The sequence below is a fragment of the Bacillus sp. SRB3LM genome (assembly GCF_015712745.1).
GTDB lineage: Bacteria > Bacillota > Bacilli > Bacillales > Bacillaceae_G > Bacillus_A > Bacillus_A thuringiensis_K.
In genome coordinates this window covers 595,409-612,671 of the sequence record NZ_VWVQ01000008.1, presented here as the reverse complement: position 1 = coordinate 612,671, position 17,263 = coordinate 595,409, and the positions used below count along the sequence as shown (strand labels likewise).

The following is a 17,263-nucleotide window of genomic DNA, read 5'->3' as shown; positions in this document are numbered from 1 at the left end:
ATTAATAAAGTGAGAGTTTTTGAACTTGATGCTTTATTAATTTCTACGAGTGGTGGAGTAAATACAAAAATTTTTATTTGAAAGAAGAAACAGTTTAAAAAATAACTATGTCATATGATTAATAACATTTTACATAGAAAAAAACAGACCTTTTAAGTGAAGAGGTCTGTTAATGATTTTAAATCTTATTTAGCAAAAACATGGTTACCGATTACTGCTACTGTTTGACGTGTCGTAATCCACTTGTCTGTTGATGTTTTTGGATTGTAGAAATAAAGCCAGTCAGAATGTACTCCATTTGTGGAGATAGCCTCTTCTACAGCCATTTTTGCTTCTGCGCTTGCAGGCTGATTAATTCTTCCATCTGTAACAGGAGTAAATGCATATCCGTATTTAATAGGTTCATAAATAACGCCTGTTATTGTATTTGGAAAACCTTTTGCATTCACACGATTTAGTATAACTTTCGCTACTGCTACTTTTCCTTTATAGGATTCGCCACCTGCTTCAGCGGTAACTAAGCGTGCCATTAAGTCTTTTTCTTTTTGTGAAATGCTTGAGTTGATTTTTAAATGTTGTCCTGTATAAAGCTTATTTCCGACTGTATTGTTAATTTGTTTTATAGATTGGACAGTGACATTGTAACGCTTTGCTATCGATTCTAATGAATCTCCCGGTTGTACTTGATAAATAATTTGTCCAGAAATGTTCGCAGGCTTGGCGTTTTGAGGAACAGTGATTTCATTTGATTTCACGGACCCTGGAATATGTAACTGTTCGCCAATAAATGTTTGATCGTTTCCTTTATTATTAGCCTGTTTAATGGATTGTATTGAAACTCCGTATTGTTTGCTAATGCCCCAAAGTGTATCGTTCTTTTTTACTGTATGAATGGTAGAAGCTTCAGCTGTACTTTGACTACATACGAATGTAATTGCAGCCGCAGATAAAGGGATTATATGTTTGATTTTTAGTAATTTCATTGTAAATCCTCCTAAGAAAAAATTAAGGTGAAACTATTAAGTAATGTAGTTTGGAATGTATATATGCGTAATATATTAATGTAAGTATATTAGCACATATAAAATAAATAATCACTATAAGTTTCATATGCGTGTAGTGTAGAGTCCGAATATGAAATATTGCATATGAAAATACATTGAAGTTCATATTTCTGATTACTATAATCTATTTAGTAGAAAAGAAATACGTTACAGAAATAAAATCATTATATATTAATATAATGATTAATTATTATTAATAGGAGGATTAATGTAATGAAGATATTTCAAAAAGTGTGTGCGTCAACTGTAATCATTACAACACTTTTAGGAACAGGAGGTACTATCAATAGTGTACATGCTGATTCTATAGAACAGCAGATTAAATCAGGGATAGAACAAGAAACAGATAAGCAAATCATTGTGAAATTTAAAGCGGATTTGGATTTGCCATATGAAGATGGTATTGAAAAACAAATACAATCTCAAACGAATGATAAAGTAATAAAAGATCTTTTGACAGAATATCCAGATGTAACATTTACTCGTTTATTCACATCTGTAAGCCCGGAACAAATACAAAACCTTGAAGTGAAAGCACCTAATCATGTATCTACAAGTTTATTAAACTACTATATTCTTCAAAATCAAAATAGTGGGTATGAAGAAGAAATAGTAGATAAGTTAAAGGCATCTTCTTTAATAGAAGATGCGTATATGAAGAAACAAGAGAAAATAATGCCACCTGAAGTGCAATCATCAAGTGTAGCTCTTAATCCTAATAACAATCCTAGATTTAAAAAACAAGGTTATCTTGAAGCGGCCCCATACGGTATTAATGCGCCTTTCGCCTGGGGAATTCAAGGTGGTAATGGAAATGGTATCACTTTTGTTGATATGGAATACGGATGGTTATTAAATCATGAGGATTTATTACATCAAAAAATTGAATTAATGTCTGGAAGAAATATAGATCAGCATGTCGGTCATGGGACGTCTGTACTAGGAATTGTATCCTCTGAGGACAATGAAGTTGGGAATATTGGTATTGCGCCAAAAGCGAAAGCAAAGGTTATCTCTCAAATAAGAGATAACGGACAGTATAATACGGCTGATGGAATATTAAGCGCTGTAAATCAGTTAGAAGCTGGGGATGTTTTATTGTTAGAGGCGCAAGCATCTTTCGATGGATATGGTGATAAATATTTACCTGTTGAAGTACAGCCAGATATCTTTGATGCAATTCGTGCTGGTACAGATAAGGGAATTGTAATTATAGAGGCTGGAGCAAATGGGTGGAATGATTTAGACCAGTTCAAAGATAGAAAAGGTAAGCAAGTCTTAAATCGTAATAGTAAAGATTTTAAAGATTCGGGTGCAATTATGGTAGGAGCTGGCTCTTCATCTTTCCCTCATGAACGTATGTGGTTTTCGAATTATGGAAGCCGTATTGATGTGTACGGATGGGGAGAAAATGTAGATACAACTACAGCCGAGCAAAGTAGAAGTGCTGTAAATCTTTATACTTCAAGCTTTAGCGGAACATCTAGTGCTTCGCCAATTATTGCTGGGGCAGCGACTTTAGTACAAAGTATTGCTAAAGAAAATTTAGGACAACCATATAGACCTAGTGAACTAAGAGCAATATTAAGCAACCAGAGCACTGGAACAAAATCTAAAGATCCATATGCAGATAAAATTGGTGTTTTACCAGATTTGAAGTCTATACTAGTAAACTTAGGCTATGAACAAAGAAAACCAAACGGTGGGAATGAATTACAAGTAACAGAAAATGAACCAAATAATGAGCCTAGACAGGCAAATAAAGTTAACTTTCATACACCGGTGAAAGGAACGCTACATAATAGTGATAGAGTAGATGTTTTTACTTTCCAAATTGAATCGCCGGAAAATATTAATATTTCTCTACTAAATGAACAAAATATCGGAATGACATGGGTACTTCATCATGAATCAGATTTAAATAACTATGTAGCATATGGTGAAAATGAAGGAAATGTAGTTAAAGGAACTTATAATGCAAAGCCAGGTAAATATTATTTATACGTCTATAAATATGAGAATAAAGATGGTTCATACGTATTGAACATAAAATAAGTAAAAGGAACTTCAGATGAAGTTCCTTTAAATTTTTCTAATTTAGTATATGTGAATGATTTTTTAACTTTACTTCTATGCAATATTTCATATTGATGAAATGTTATTTATTTTTTATGAACTAGCTTATATTATATTCAATAAATTTGATATAAAAACAGAAAAAGAGAGGGATAATAATGAGCAATAAAAAGTTAATTTTGAAATTATTCATATGTAGTACAATATTTATCACATTTGTATTTGTTTTACATGATAAGAGAGTAGTTGCAGCTAGCTCTGTTAATGAGCTTGAAAATTGGTCAAAATGGATGCAACCTATACCTGATAATATCCCGTTATCACGAATTTCAATTCCAGGAACACACGATAGTGGAACGTTCAAGTTGCAAAATCCGATTAAGCAAGTATGGGGAATGACGCAAGAATATGATTTTCGCTATCAAATGGACCATGGAGCTCGCATTTTTGATATAAGAGGACGTTTAACAGATGATAATACGATAGTTCTTCATCATGGGCCATTATATCTTTATGTAACACTGCATGAATTCATAAACGAAGCGAAACAATTTTTAAAAGATAACCCGAGTGAAACGATTATTATGTCTTTAAAAAAAGAGTATGAGGATATGAAAGGGGCAGAAGGTCCATTTAGTAGTACGTTTGAAAAAAATTATTTTGTTGATCCTATCTTTTTAAAAACAGAAGGAAATATAAAACTTGGAGATGCTCGTGGGAAAATTGTACTACTAAAAAGATATAGTGGCAGTAATGAATCTGGAGGATATAATAATTTTTATTGGCCAGATAATGAGACGTTTACCACAACTGTAAACAAAAATGTAAATGTAACAGTACAAGATAAATATAAAGTGAGTTATGATGAGAAAGTAAAATCTATTAAAGATACAATCAATGAAACGATGAACAATAGCGAGGATTTAAATCATCTATATATTAATTTTACAAGCTTGTCTTCGGGTGGTACAGCATGGAACAGTCCATATTATTATGCGTCTTATATAAATCCCGAGATCGCGGCATATATTAAACAAGAGAATCCAAAAAGAGTTGGTTGGGTTATCCAAGATTATGTTAGTGATAAGTGGTCACCGATTCTCTATCAAGAAGTTATAAGAACTAATAAGTCGCTTTAATTTTTATCATAATTTCATAGAAACAATATAACTCTATTAAAAGTCTTGTGGGATTCCCATAAGACTTTTTAGTATTTGATAGTATGAGAATCAAGTTCTTCGAATATAATTATAAGATTAATAAAAAATGTCGATAAATGTCGATTGTTGTTGTAATATAAAACAAGTAAAATATAATATATAGATGGAGTGATTTTGTTGTCTTTTATTAAAAATAGTAAAATTGGAACGAAATTAAATGTGTTAGTCATTATATCGAGTTTAGCTTGTATTATGTTATCTTCACTCGGGTTTTTAGGGCTTCAAAAAGGTGAAAATGCATCTTCTAGTATGTATGAAGAAAGACTATTACCAATTGAATGGATAGGAATTGTAGAATCAAATTTTTACCATGTTAATATGAATTTTATGGAGATTATGATATCGAAAGATGAAAAAAGAATGAAAGAACTCATAATAGAAATGGATAAGACTAGAAAAGAAAATGATGAGCTGTTAAAACAATTTGAAACTAGAATTAGTTCTCATAAAGAAAAAGATTTGTATAATGCGTTTCAAAGTCAATTTAAAGATTTAAGAGTACAAATGAAAAAAGCACAGGATTTGGGACTGACTAATAATGAAGAAGCCTATAGCTATTATTTAAAAGAAATTGACCCTAATATGGAAAAAACAATTCAGTCTATTCGCGAACTTATTTTATATAATAATAATGCTGCTGAACAGCTACAAAAAGAGAATGTTAATAGTGTGAAAAATACAATCATAACATTTGTAATTATTTCATTTGTTGGAATCATAATAATCATTTTTATTGGTTTTATAACAAAAAATGCTATAAAAAAACCAATTGTATTATTACAAAAAGATATGGAACGAGTATCTGCTGGAGATTTAACAATTCGAACTTCTTATAAATCCGAGAACGAATTAGGCCATATTGTACAATCCTTTAATAGTATGTTAGATAACTTGCAACAATTAGTCGGTCAGGTGAAGGTTACGGCGAAAGAAGTGATTGTTTCAACTGAAAATATGCTACAAGAGACGAAAACGGCAGCACATATATCAAACGAGGTTGTTCGAACTACTTCTGAAATAAATAAAGAAATAGAGGGACAAGTGACTAGTATTCAAGAAAGTTCAACTTCAATGGAAGAAATTGCAACTGGTGTTCAAACAGTAGCTGAATCTTCAGCGATGGTTGCTGAAGTTGCTGTTGCAACAATAGACCAAGCAAATTCTGGTAGTGAAGTTATAAAACAATCTATTCATCAAATGAATAGCGTGAATGAAGTTGTCGAAGAAACTTCTAAGGTCATTGATAGACTTGTTACGCGTACACAACAAATTGAAGAAGCGTTAGATGTTATTACTAATATTGCGGAACAAACGAATTTACTTGCTTTAAATGCTGCAATTGAGGCAGCACGTGCTGGAGAAAATGGAAAAGGATTTGCAGTAGTTGCAGCTGAAGTAAGAGGTCTAGCTGAGAAATCTAAAACATCTGTAAATGATATAAATAATTTAATACGTTTTATACATCAAGATACAGAGGATACAGTTCATGTAATGAAAAAAGGTCAACAACAGGCTAGTGGTGGTAAAGAAGCAGCGCATAAGGCAGAACTCGCATTTTCATCTATTATGCAAGATATTAATAGAATAACGACCCAAATTCAAGAAGTGTCTGCTGCCACAGAAGAAATGTCTGCTGGGACAGAAGAAGTAAATGCCTCTTTGTCAATAGTTTCTGAAACTGCAACACAAGTCGCACAAGAAACGAATCGAACGGTACAATCAATTCAAGCACAAGCCACATTGATTCAAGAAATAACGACGAAATCTAATGAAATGAAAAAGAAAGTTGAAAATTTAGAAATGCTAATTTCACAATTCATTATTGAAGAATAAGTCTATTAACATTTATCCCGCTATTTGCCGGGCAGTAAGACCCCTACCTCAAAATTCAGAGGAAGCAAAGAAGTTAGGTAGGAGCCTGCTGCCCGTAAAAGCCCGATTGGTGAGGGCTGATTAAAGTTTCACTTTATCATTAGTATAAAATTTAAGATACTCAACATAGTGCTGTGTTGTACAATTCGAAAAAGGACCTTCATAGGTTCTTTTTTGTAAATGGTGTGAACGATACTTTTCATTATGAAAAAATCAAACTTTTAAATCGGATTAATTACAAGTGAAAAATGAATATAATTAACCTTGCGAAAAAGCAATTGGTCTTAAGTGATCAGTTGCTTTTTATTTTTAAAGTGGATGAGCAAAAAAACGCGAAAGTGGTTGGTCCGATTTTTACAAACATCTATTATGATAAGAGAAGAAAGGTAGTATGTTATCAACGTTTTAAAGAGGAAGGTTTTTATGTAAGTTCTTTAATTAAAATAGATGGGTCTTAGAGAGGTGAAAAGACAATGAGTTTTGCAATTTCACTAGTCGTTATTATTGTAATTGTATCGCTATTTGGGACTGTACTAGTTGCAAGAAACGTGGAGGATAATTATGGAAAGTCTACAAAGAGAAATGTGAAAAACTTATCTGCAATCTATATTCTTCTTCTTTTTGTTCTACTGGTTGGGGTAACATGGTATGTGGTAATGATTTGATAGTTTGTGAAAGAACTGAAATGAGAGTATGAAGTTGGAATTTCAGAAGCTATCGAGTAATCAGAAAGAGAACTATTTTGGATATATCCATTTACGGATAAGAAAATGTGACTAATTAATACTATTTTTACGGTGAATACTGTTAGTAAAAAATGAGGATAGTTCGTTTTGAAAGGAGGGAACTAGATGGAATGGAAACCAAATCGTGCAGATAAGACACCTGTATATAAACAAATTGCTGATTATATTGAAAGAGGCATTTCTTCAGGTGAATTTCCTTCTGATAGTAAGTTACCTTCTGAGCGTATGTTAGCAAAGGAATTACAGGTGAACCGGAGTACAATAGTAGCTGCGTATGAAGAATTAAAATCACTTGGAGTAGTAGAACGGCAAAAGGGAAGCGGAACACGGGTCAATACAGACATATGGGGTGTCTCACATAAACGAATACCGAACTGGGGTAGGTACGTGGAGGACGGATCATTCTTACCTAACGTACCACTCGTTCAACAAATTCGAACGGAAACACAAAAAGATGATTTAATTAATTTAGCAAGTGGTGAACTGTCACCAGAATTAATTCCAAGTGATAGATTTCGAACAATTTTGTCAGAGAAAACATTTATGGAAAACCTCGGTTATGACCATCCACTTGGAAATGAGATGTTGAGAAAAACAATTTCAGCACATGTTCAGCAATATAAACAAATTGAAGCAGATTCAAGCTCTATTCTTATTACGTCTGGAGCACAACAGGCGCTTAATCTTATCGTTCAATGTTTATTAAAACCTGGCGATGCGATCGCGATTGAAGATCCTTCGTATTGTTTTTCGCTTCCAATGTTTAAATCGGCCGGTTTAAACATATTTCATTTACCTGTTGATGAGCATGGAATGAATCCAGATGACTTAATCGATTTGCACAAAAAGCATCGCATTCGTATGGTGTTTTTGAATCCAGATTATCAAAATCCAACTGGAACTGTGCTTTCATTAGCGAGACGTAAAAAGATTTTAGAACTGTCTTCTGAATTTGGTATACCTATTGTAGAAGATGATCCGTATAGTTTAACTTCATTTAATGGAGAAGTGAATCCGACATTAAAATCAATGGATCAAAATGGGAATGTTCTTTATATAAGTTCATTATCAAAAATTGTTGCATCAGGATTACGTATTGGCTGGGTAATTGGTCCTACGCGCGTAATTGAGCGTTTAGCAGATGCAAAGCAACAAGTTGATTTTGGCCATAGTGTATTTACGCAGTGGGTAGCAAATCAGTTTTTAGAATCAAAGGATTTCCATACACACATTACGATACTTCGTGGACAATTGAAGCAAAGAAGAGATGAATTAATTGCAGAGCTTGAAGGAACATTGGGAGACCGAGTTGAATGTTTCGTGCCAGAGGGTGGAATACATGTATGGTGTAAAGTGAAAGGAAAGTTTGATGAATATAACTTATTAGGTAAATCTATACGGAATGGTGTCGCATTTGTTCCGGGCAGTGTTTTAGGTTCGAAAAATGAATATATACGATTTACGTTTGGTAGAGCGAATATAGAACAAATTCAAATTGGAATTAAACGGTTTGCCGACACGCTAAATGAGATTTCATAATATGGATATGTGATTGTAACTGGCATACTCATTAGTATACTAATACCGTATGGAACGAAATTTATTTTTTAAATGTAATGGAGATGATAACAATGACAACATGGTTTATAGTTACATTATTTGTTTTTGGAGCTATTAAAGTATTAGTTTCTAGCATGCCCACTTCTGTTGTAGAATCAATTATTAGTAAATTTGAATTGCATCAAAAGCTTGAGGCGGAAAATACTTCTATATCGATAGATGGAAAAAATATAGAGGGAGAAATGAAACTACAAGTTATTCATGAATTTAATGAGGCTTTGTTTTTAGATAAACATTATTTCCCACCGCACGGAGAAGGGATACCAATAGTCATTGATACGAAGAAAGGGAATAAAGAGATTAGATTTTCTCTATATAGCTATGAGGAACATGTTGATGTCATTAAGCAATATAAGAAGAAAGTCGTTGCCTATCGTTTACGCTCTAAAAGCCTTCAAACATTGGCACCATTAGCAATAACGGAAGAGTATGCTTAAGAAGGGACCTATAATGGTCTCTTTATTTTTTTATCCAATTATATACGTTCCAAATAAAAGAATGAAAAATCATATAACCAAATAAAGAATATGTATGGTTCCAATTCGCACTATGTACAAATAAACCTAAACTTTCAGCAATCTGCTCAAAAAGGCTAGCACAAATACCGATTGAAATAATAAATAAAATTCTAGAAACCTTAGATAATTTTTTTGAAATGTGTATAAAGATAACTGTTAAAATCGGCAGTACGAACAATGTAAAAGCTATATTAACCGAAAATGTGGATGAGAAGGGCCTAGCCGGAAAGGAATATATTTGTTTATTAACAAAAAAGGCATCTAAGCAAGTTCCAATAATAGAAGAGAGAAAGGTTGTAACTACTAATGCTAGAAACTCATTCTTCTTCTCGGAGGAGGACATTTTTCTTTGCGAGAATGGCGAGTTCAATTTTTTCGAGTGTTTTGCAGTAGTCTTCTGTAATTTGTCCATTTATATTTTCCTCCTTATCAACTAAGTAATTTACAACTTGCCAATCAGTAAACCAATCTTTATTGTCAACTTCTTCATGCTTCATATCTCGCCATGCATAGATGAGTGCAGGGCTGTATATGCGATAAGCATCATTTCGTAACTGGCATTTCTTTATTCGGCGCTTATAAAACTCACGGGAAAAAGATTCATTTACACTCGAAAATAAATGGGGCCAGTAATCTTTCCTAGATCCTGTATGCGGATGGTGTTGAGCCCAGCTTATTATTTGAGATAAAATATGTGTATCTCGAAATAATAATGAGTACAATCTTTTTCCAATTAATATCCGTTCATGTAAGGAAGTGAAATGTTTCATTGTATCACCAAATAGTAATACTTTTTGTTTCTTATCATTTTCGTAGAATGGGAAAAGGATATGATTAAACTGAAAGAAATCAAAGAGTTTAAATCCAATACTATTTAGTACAGTCTTTTTAAATTGTCCATTTTGAATCACTCTTTTTTCTAAGTAGTTTTGTTCATTAATAATAGTTGCAATCGCTAAAGTTTTTTTGTTACCTGTTTTCCAAAAATGGTTCCACATCGTTTCCATAAATGTAGAAACATTTAGGTGAGAAAGAAGGTGAAATAACTTTTGTGATCTCTTTACACTTTGTTCGTAAAGTAAAAATTGAGGATATACATCTTGGAAAATAAGCCAATTCCCTCTTTCTAAAAAAGAAAAAAATATGAATTGATCTTTTTCTGATAAAATTCTCGTATATAAATCGCCCTTTAAATCAGTCATATTCCAACCGCCGTTACGTGATACCATATGTCCAAGCAGTGCCCAATGTATTTCTGGATATTGAATGTAAAATTGGTAGTATGCGCGTGTTCTTGTAACATTATTTTTATTTAGTTGTTCTGTTTGTATTTTTATTTTGTTGATGATGAGTTGTTCTTCTTTCGTTAATTTATACATGGTGTCAGAAGGAATAAGCTTGCTTTTTTGTTTTAATTCATTTTTTACGTCGAATAGGGAGAGGGGCATTGCTTTGGAAGGTCCGTTATATGTATGATTTGAATTGCTTAGATCCATTCCGTTACCTCCCTTTTTCATAAATTTAAACATGATTATTGGCTATGAATCATTCTATTTATTTTATTACGAGTATAAGAAATAAATGAGCGGTGTTTTTTACAAGGAATTTATTTATCATGAAAACCGTATAAAAAATCTTACTGTTGTGAGATGAAATGAAAAACAGAAACTATGTTTAATAGTTTCTGTTTTTTTATTTTGTCAATTAAATGTAACAAACGACGATTATGATTTGAATCAATTGAAAATAATTCAATAAATATTATTTAAATTGAGATGTTTCGTAGGAGGAAAAAGAATGTTAAATAAAATAATTTTAATTACTGGTGGGACAGGTTCGTGGGGGCATGAACTTATAAAACAACTATTAGAAAAATCACCGAAAGAAATTAGAGTTTTTTCAAGAAATGAAACGGTTCAGTTTGAAATGCAGCAACAGTTTATAAATGATGATAGGTTAAAATTTATTATTGGAGATATTCGTGATAAAGATCAACTAGTCTATGCTTGCCAAGATGTACATTATGTGTTCCATCTTGCAGCTTTAAAACATGTTCCAGTATGTGAGTATTATCCTTATGAAGCTATAAAAACCAATATACATGGTACGCAAAATGTAATTGAAGCCTCTATACAGATGCAAGTTGAAAAAGTTATATATGTTTCAATGGATAAAGCAGCTGATCCATCAAATACGTATGGGATGACAAAAGCAATTGGTGAAAAATTAATGGTTCATGCGAATATACAAACGAAGAAAACAAAATTCATTTGTATTCGTGGTGGAAATGTTTTAGGAACGAGTGGAAGTGTAGTACCACTTTTTAAACAACAAATTAAAAAATCTTCACAAGTAGGGATTACCGATGCCAATATGACTAGATTTTTCTTAACAGTTGAAGATGCTGTTGGGTTGTTATTTAAAGCCGTATCTCAAGGTAGAGGCGGGGAAATCTTTGTTATGAAAATGCCGGCATGTAAAATAACAGATTTAGCAGAATTATTAATTGAAGATTCGGGAAAAGAAAACATTAAGGTAAAAGAGGTAGGGATAAGACCGGGTGAAAAATTAAGTGAAATGCTTCTATCTGAGGTAGAGAGTAAAACAAGTATAAGTTTTGATCAAAATTATTTTGTGGTACTACCGACTATTCCTATAGAAGGACTTCAAGAATATTATTCTAGCTATCCTCTAGTGGATGTGAAGAGTTTTAGTTCTCAACAAGAATTACTTGAAAAACATGAGGTGAAACAAATGCTATTAAAAGGAGGATTTTTGCGATGAAAAAAAATGCGAGCCTTTTGATAACTGGTGCAAATGGTTTCACAGGACGCCATGCTTGCCACTATTTTTTAGAGCAGGGCTTTCATGTAATTCCTATGTTTCAAAATCGTGCACATAGAGAAAAAATTAGAAATGGTATTACTTGTAATTTAACTAATAAGAGCGAAGTAATGAAGGTGATGAAACAAATAAAGCCAGACTACGTATTGCATTTAGCAGGAAGGAATTCGGTCATAGAATCTTGGACAGCTGCCCTTGAATATATAGAGATTAATGTAATAGGAACGTTATATTTATTAGAAGCAATTAAGCAAGAAGCCTCGCATTGTAGAACATTAGTTATAGGATCTGCTTTGCAAGCAAATAGTATGAACGAAATAAAAATTTCAAATCCATATAGTTTAAGTAAAACGATGCAAGTCATTATTGCAGAGGCTTGGGGAGGATTAATGGATTCAAATATTATCATTGCAAAGCCCTCAAATTTAATTGGTCCAGGAGTATCGAATGGTATTTGTTCGATTCTTGCAAAGAAAATGATAGAGATAGAATCAGGTACAAGTAAAGCTATTATCGAAGTAAACAGTTTGAAAGATAGTAGAGATTTTGTAGATGTACGTGATGCGGTCAAAGCGTATCATGTGTTATTACGAGATGGAATAAATGGAAAACAATATAATATCGGATCAGGAGTAAAACGGTCTTTATTAGATGTACTAGAACAATATAAAGAATTAACACAACTAAATTTTTTTATAGAGGAAACAGAGAAAAAAGGGAGCGACTCAAATGAGAGTTTAGCAATAGAGGAAATAAAAAAGTTAGGTTGGATCCCAGAAATTGAATTTCATCAATCATTAAAAGATGTACTTGAGTATGCGAAATGTAGTGACATCTACATGCAATGAAAAACAAAAAAGGATGTAAGAAATATATGAATGGTTATGAAGTAATAGATAATCAAAATACGCTATATCTTTCAATTGTTGATACGCAGGACTGGAGAGATGAAAAAGCGCATGTATTGCTTATTTATGAGGCAATACATAAATATCAAGCGTATGTAGAAGAAAAAAGGGTTAATCGAATAAAGTCAGCATTAGAGACGGAAACTAGGTATGTGATTCAAATCTTTGCTCAATACGAGTGTAGTGAGTATGGAAATGATTTTTATGAACTCATTAACGATCTTTTACAAGATATAGAGGTGGAGTTAAGGATTTATATAAAAAATAATAAGTTTATTTACATTTAAAAGGTAAAGAGAAAGCTAGATTTTTAATAATAAAGGTGGGTATAAGTTATGAGCAAAACGATTCTTTTTACTGGGGGCGGTACAGCCGGACACGTTATGATTAATATTGTATTAATTCCTAAATTTATAGAGAAAGGATGGAGAGTCGAGTATATTGGATCCAAAAATGGAATTGAAAAATCATTAGTGCAAAATGTTAAATACAATAGTGTTTCAACGGGCAAGCTTAGGAGATATTGGGATTGGGAGAATTTTAAAGATCCTTTTAAAATTATACGCGGTTGTTTACAAAGTTATAATTTAATTAAGAAAACAAAACCTGACGTTATCTTTTCAGCAGGAGGATTTGTTTCAGTTCCTGTAGCTATAGGAGCATGGTTAAATCGTGTGCCTATAATTATACGTGAACCAGATAGCACATTAGGGCTTGCCAACAAAATAGCATTACCTTTTGCTACAAAGCTATGCACAACATTTCCTCAGACAGGAGAAAATGTAAATAAGGAGAAGAAGGTTTATGTAGGACCAATTGTAAGGGAAGAAATTGAGAAGGGTAATGTATTACGAGGAAGAAGATATTGTGAATTTCAGCAAGATAAACCAGTATTATTAATTATGGGTGGGAGTCAAGGTGCTAAGTGGATAAATGATATGGTAAGGGAATGTTTAGATACAATACTATTAAACTTTAATATTATTCATATATGTGGTAAAGGGAAGATAGACCCATCTATTGGCACGGAGGGGTATATGCAATTTGAATATATAGGCGATGAGTTGCCGCATATACTAAATATGGCAAGTGTTGTAGTTTCAAGAGCGGGTTCTACTGCTATTTCTGAATTGTTATTTTTGAAGAAACCGATGTTGCTTATCCCGTTAACTAACAGTTCCAGTAGAGGAGATCAAGTTTTAAATGCTGAATATTTTTCACGGCAAGGATATGCGGAAGTTATACTCCAAGACAAAGTAAGTACGAATACATTTATACATGCAGTAAATAAGTTGTATACAAATAAGGATAAATATATTCAAAACATGAATGGATATAAGAAAACAAATGATGAGGGGATTCATCATTTAATAGATATAATAAATGAAGTGGTGAAGTAATAGAAATGTAAATAGGAAAACAAAAGGAAAGAAGGTATCTTCTTTCCTTTTTACTATATTTGTTCAAATTCATTATTATTTATTTCAATTGGCTATGTACTATGGGTGAATGCCGTTTTCTAATAGCTCAGTAAATGCATGAATATGAATAGGTTTACTGTAATAATAACCTTGAATAAACTGACATTTATTTTTTTGAAGGAAATTTACGTGCTCTTTCGTTTCTACACCTTCAGCAATGACAGACATTCCTAATGTATTTGCTAATGTGATGATTGTTTTAATAATTTCCATTCCATCATCACATGTTTCAGACATTGTAATAAATTCTCTCGGGATTTTTAACGTATCAATTGGATATAAAGGTAAGTAGGCTAGCGAAGAATAACCTGTACCAAAATCGTCAATTGAAATGTGAATCCCTAAACTTTTTAGTGTACGCAGTTTTATCAATGTTTCTCGCTCATCCATCATTGCAATTCGCTCTGTTAATTCAAGATCAAGAGAGCTTGCTGGTAAACCAGTATTTGTTAAAGTAGAAGAAATAGATTTTACAAAATCCTCTTGTTCAAATTCTTTAGCAGATAAATTTACACCTATTTTTAAATGTGAATATCCGAGTGCGTGCCAACGTTTCATTTGCTTACAAGCCTGCTCTAATGTCCATTTTCCTATTGAAATAATTTGTAGTGTTTCTTCTGCAATCGGAATAAATTCGTATGGAGAAATAATACCTAATTCAGGATGATTCCACCTAATTAAAGCTTCTGCACCGATAATTTTATTAGATTCACTATCAACTTGAGGTTGATACAAAAGGAACAATTCTTCATTTTGTAGAGCGTTTGGTAAATCTTTTTCTAATCGTAATCGTCTTTCAATTTTTTTAGCGATTACATCGTCATAAATAGAGACAGAGTTAAACTCTTTTGCTTTTGCATCATACATTGCAACATTAGCGTTTTTCAGAAGTGTAGCGGTATCGATTCCGGAATGTGGATAAATAGCGAGGCCGATACTCAGTGATAAAGTTAATTTATGCTCATGTATGATAAATGACTTTTTCATGCATTTAAATAATTGGTTACATAATTGGAATAAGTAATCTTCGTCAGTATAGTTTTCAATTATGATTGTAAATTCATCACCACCGATTCTTGAAAGATGAGCATGTGATGGAAGACATGATTCGAATCGCTTTGCTACTTCTTCTAATATGTAATCTCCTGACGAATGTCCAAGTGTATCGTTAATTGCTTTAAAGCGATCTAAATCTAAATATAATAATGCAAACTCGCTTTCTGTTATTTTAGCATTTTTTATAACTCTCTTTAATTTCTTATGGAAAAAGGCACGGTTCCCAATTTTCGTTACAGTGTCATGGAATGCTAAATATTTTATTTCTTCTTGCTGTTTTTTTAGTGCAGTAATATCTTTCATCATAATATAGCTTCCTGAAATTTGTCCGTCTATTATAATAGGAATGATTGTAACGTATAAAAAATAAGTAAAGCCATCTTTATATTGAGAACTAAGTTGTAAGAATGCCGATTCTTGTTGTTTCACTTTTTCTAATGCCAATGCTAGCTTATGCTTATCTTCATCTAAAATGATCGAAAAACAAGTTTCACCTAATAACTCATCCGTTGGTGCCCCAAGTAGTACACTCCCAGCCTTATTTACATTTAAGAATATTCCATTTAAATCAATGGTGAAGATAGGGTCAGGATGATATTCATATAATGATTTAAACTTTTGCTGTTTTTGAGAAAGAGCCTCTGATTTATGAACTAAATCAGACGTCCGTAAAGTAACTTTTTCTTCTAGTTGGGCATTAAATGCCTGCAAACGTTTTGTTAAGGAATTGTTTTGCATACGTACGATAGAATGACGAATGAGTACGAAAATAAAAGTAATACAATTTCCTGTAATGAGAGTTGAAGATGATGTTTGTTCTTTTAATGTAAACCCGATTAGTATTGCAACAGCAAGATAGGGAAATACAACTAAAGCTTTTTTTCCTATTATAGGGTTTACAAGGAAATAATTTTTATGGCTATTATGATCTTCTGAAATAGAGCCAGCTATTGCAATAAGTAATATAGGTATTCTATATAAAAGACGTAATAATATTATCGTTTCAGTTGATAAGTGGTTATTTAAGTAAAAATAAATATAGTTAAAAGTTGCAGAACTTATTAATACAAAAATAAAGATATAAATTTTCCGTTTGGAATTAAAAATTGTTGGACGGAAAAAGAGACTAACACCTAGCAGTAGAAATAATAAATCTGCAATTGGGTATAAAAATGAAAGGAAAACATCTCCTAGTGAAAGAGCGAATATATTTAAATTTGGTTGATTAAATAAATACCATTCTAATGTAAATATGGAAGTAAGCACTATGCATATATCACAAATAAAGAACGCTTTTTCCCATTTATTGCATTCCTTTAAGATTTTATAGCAGAAAGCGATAAGACAGAAAAGTAGAAAAAACATGTAAAATACATCAGAAACCGTAAAACGATGTATTGGAATTTCGAAGAAGCTATCTTGATATGTATATACTATTTTCCCTAATAAAAAACTACCAATTGCTATTGTAATACATATCCAAAACGGATTTGAACTGACTTTTTTAGAATATATAGAGTAAATCAGTGATACAAATGTAATGGCTTCAACGACAAGTGAAGCGAAGCGTACATCTGAATTTGAAAAATGAGTAGGGAACAGATAGAAAAACATAAAATAGATTGAATAGCATATTAATGTTCCGATTAATATACATAATTGTAAATTTTTATTTAATTTCAATGAAATCACCTTCTTTAATTATGCACTATGTTCGTTATATCTATACATAATAATATTATTTAAGAATTGTATCAGATTTCCTTATAAAAATCATGTTTATAAGGAAAGTGTTAAAGAGTGTAAGTATTCTTAAGGTTTAAAAAATATTGCGGTTGATAGTATAGACTGCATCAAG

The 17,263-nt window shown here is 32.1% G+C and carries 14 protein-coding genes; 10 read left to right on the top strand and 4 right to left on the bottom strand.

Annotated elements, in window-relative coordinates:
* Positions 1–185: 185 nt before the first annotated feature.
* The gene (locus F3I02_RS10070) at positions 186–983 is read right to left on the bottom strand and encodes a cell wall hydrolase (protein ID WP_000771012.1); all 798 of its coding nucleotides are present in this window, start codon (positions 981–983) and stop codon (positions 186–188) included.
* 294 nt (positions 984–1,277) lie between these two features.
* Between F3I02_RS10070 and F3I02_RS10065 the strand changes: the two genes are divergently transcribed.
* From F3I02_RS10065 to F3I02_RS10040, 6 genes are all read left to right on the top strand, one after another.
* Entirely contained in the window at positions 1,278–3,119 is a 1,842-nt protein-coding gene (locus F3I02_RS10065; protein WP_000689215.1) for a S8 family peptidase, read from the top strand.
* Positions 3,120–3,298: 179 nt separating this feature from the next.
* Positions 3,299–4,279 carry a phosphatidylinositol diacylglycerol-lyase gene (gene plcA, locus F3I02_RS10060; protein WP_196477912.1) on the top strand — a complete coding sequence of 327 codons (981 nt, stop codon included), beginning with the start codon at positions 3,299–3,301 and terminating at the stop codon, positions 4,277–4,279.
* A 198-nt stretch (positions 4,280–4,477) separates the two neighbouring features.
* Entirely contained in the window at positions 4,478–6,193 is a 1,716-nt protein-coding gene (locus F3I02_RS10055; protein WP_000008148.1) for a methyl-accepting chemotaxis protein, read from the top strand.
* Between the two features lie 512 nt (positions 6,194–6,705).
* Complete coding sequence (locus F3I02_RS10050; RefSeq protein ID WP_000006453.1) at positions 6,706–6,897, top strand: hypothetical protein; 192 nt, start codon at positions 6,706–6,708, stop codon at positions 6,895–6,897.
* A gap of 186 nt (positions 6,898–7,083) precedes the next feature.
* A complete protein-coding gene (pdxR, locus tag F3I02_RS10045) occupies positions 7,084–8,517 on the top strand; it encodes a MocR-like pyridoxine biosynthesis transcription factor PdxR (protein WP_074593601.1) in 1,434 nt (477 codons plus the stop codon).
* Between the two features lie 92 nt (positions 8,518–8,609).
* On the top strand, positions 8,610–9,035 hold the full coding sequence (locus F3I02_RS10040; RefSeq protein WP_000214631.1) for a YfmQ family protein: 426 nt from the start codon (positions 8,610–8,612) through the stop codon (positions 9,033–9,035).
* Positions 9,036–9,057: 22 nt separating this feature from the next.
* Here F3I02_RS10040 and F3I02_RS10035 read toward each other — a convergent pair whose 3' ends face one another.
* Positions 9,058–9,459, bottom strand: coding sequence for a CBO0543 family protein (locus F3I02_RS10035; protein ID WP_033672769.1), 402 nt, complete (start codon positions 9,457–9,459; stop codon positions 9,058–9,060).
* Complete coding sequence (locus tag F3I02_RS10030; protein WP_196477911.1) at positions 9,434–10,612, bottom strand: DUF2515 domain-containing protein; 1,179 nt, start codon at positions 10,610–10,612, stop codon at positions 9,434–9,436. Before F3I02_RS10030 ends, F3I02_RS10035 begins: the two co-directional genes overlap by 26 nt.
* A gap of 301 nt (positions 10,613–10,913) precedes the next feature.
* Between F3I02_RS10030 and F3I02_RS10025 the strand changes: the two genes are divergently transcribed.
* Genes F3I02_RS10025 through F3I02_RS10010 form a run of 4 tightly spaced genes read left to right on the top strand, consistent with a single transcriptional unit; the run spans position 10,914 to position 14,268 of the window.
* Positions 10,914–11,900: a UDP-N-acetylglucosamine 4,6-dehydratase family protein gene (locus tag F3I02_RS10025; protein ID WP_196477910.1), complete on the top strand. Its 987-nt coding sequence runs from the start codon at positions 10,914–10,916 to the stop codon at positions 11,898–11,900.
* Positions 11,897–12,808, top strand: coding sequence for an SDR family oxidoreductase (locus tag F3I02_RS10020; RefSeq protein ID WP_000739081.1), 912 nt, complete (start codon positions 11,897–11,899; stop codon positions 12,806–12,808). The genes F3I02_RS10025 and F3I02_RS10020 overlap by 4 nt, the downstream gene beginning before the upstream one ends.
* Positions 12,805–13,155: a DUF6572 domain-containing protein gene (locus F3I02_RS10015; protein ID WP_074593605.1), complete on the top strand. Its 351-nt coding sequence runs from the start codon at positions 12,805–12,807 to the stop codon at positions 13,153–13,155. Before F3I02_RS10020 ends, F3I02_RS10015 begins: the two co-directional genes overlap by 4 nt.
* A 48-nt stretch (positions 13,156–13,203) precedes the next feature.
* Entirely contained in the window at positions 13,204–14,268 is a 1,065-nt protein-coding gene (locus F3I02_RS10010) for an undecaprenyldiphospho-muramoylpentapeptide beta-N-acetylglucosaminyltransferase (protein ID WP_061884506.1), read from the top strand.
* Between the two features lie 99 nt (positions 14,269–14,367).
* On the opposite strand, the gene F3I02_RS10005 is transcribed toward F3I02_RS10010, so the two are convergent.
* The gene (locus F3I02_RS10005) at positions 14,368–17,088 is read right to left on the bottom strand and encodes a sensor domain-containing protein (RefSeq protein ID WP_061884505.1); all 2,721 of its coding nucleotides are present in this window, start codon (positions 17,086–17,088) and stop codon (positions 14,368–14,370) included.
* Positions 17,089–17,263: the final 175 nt, after the last annotated feature.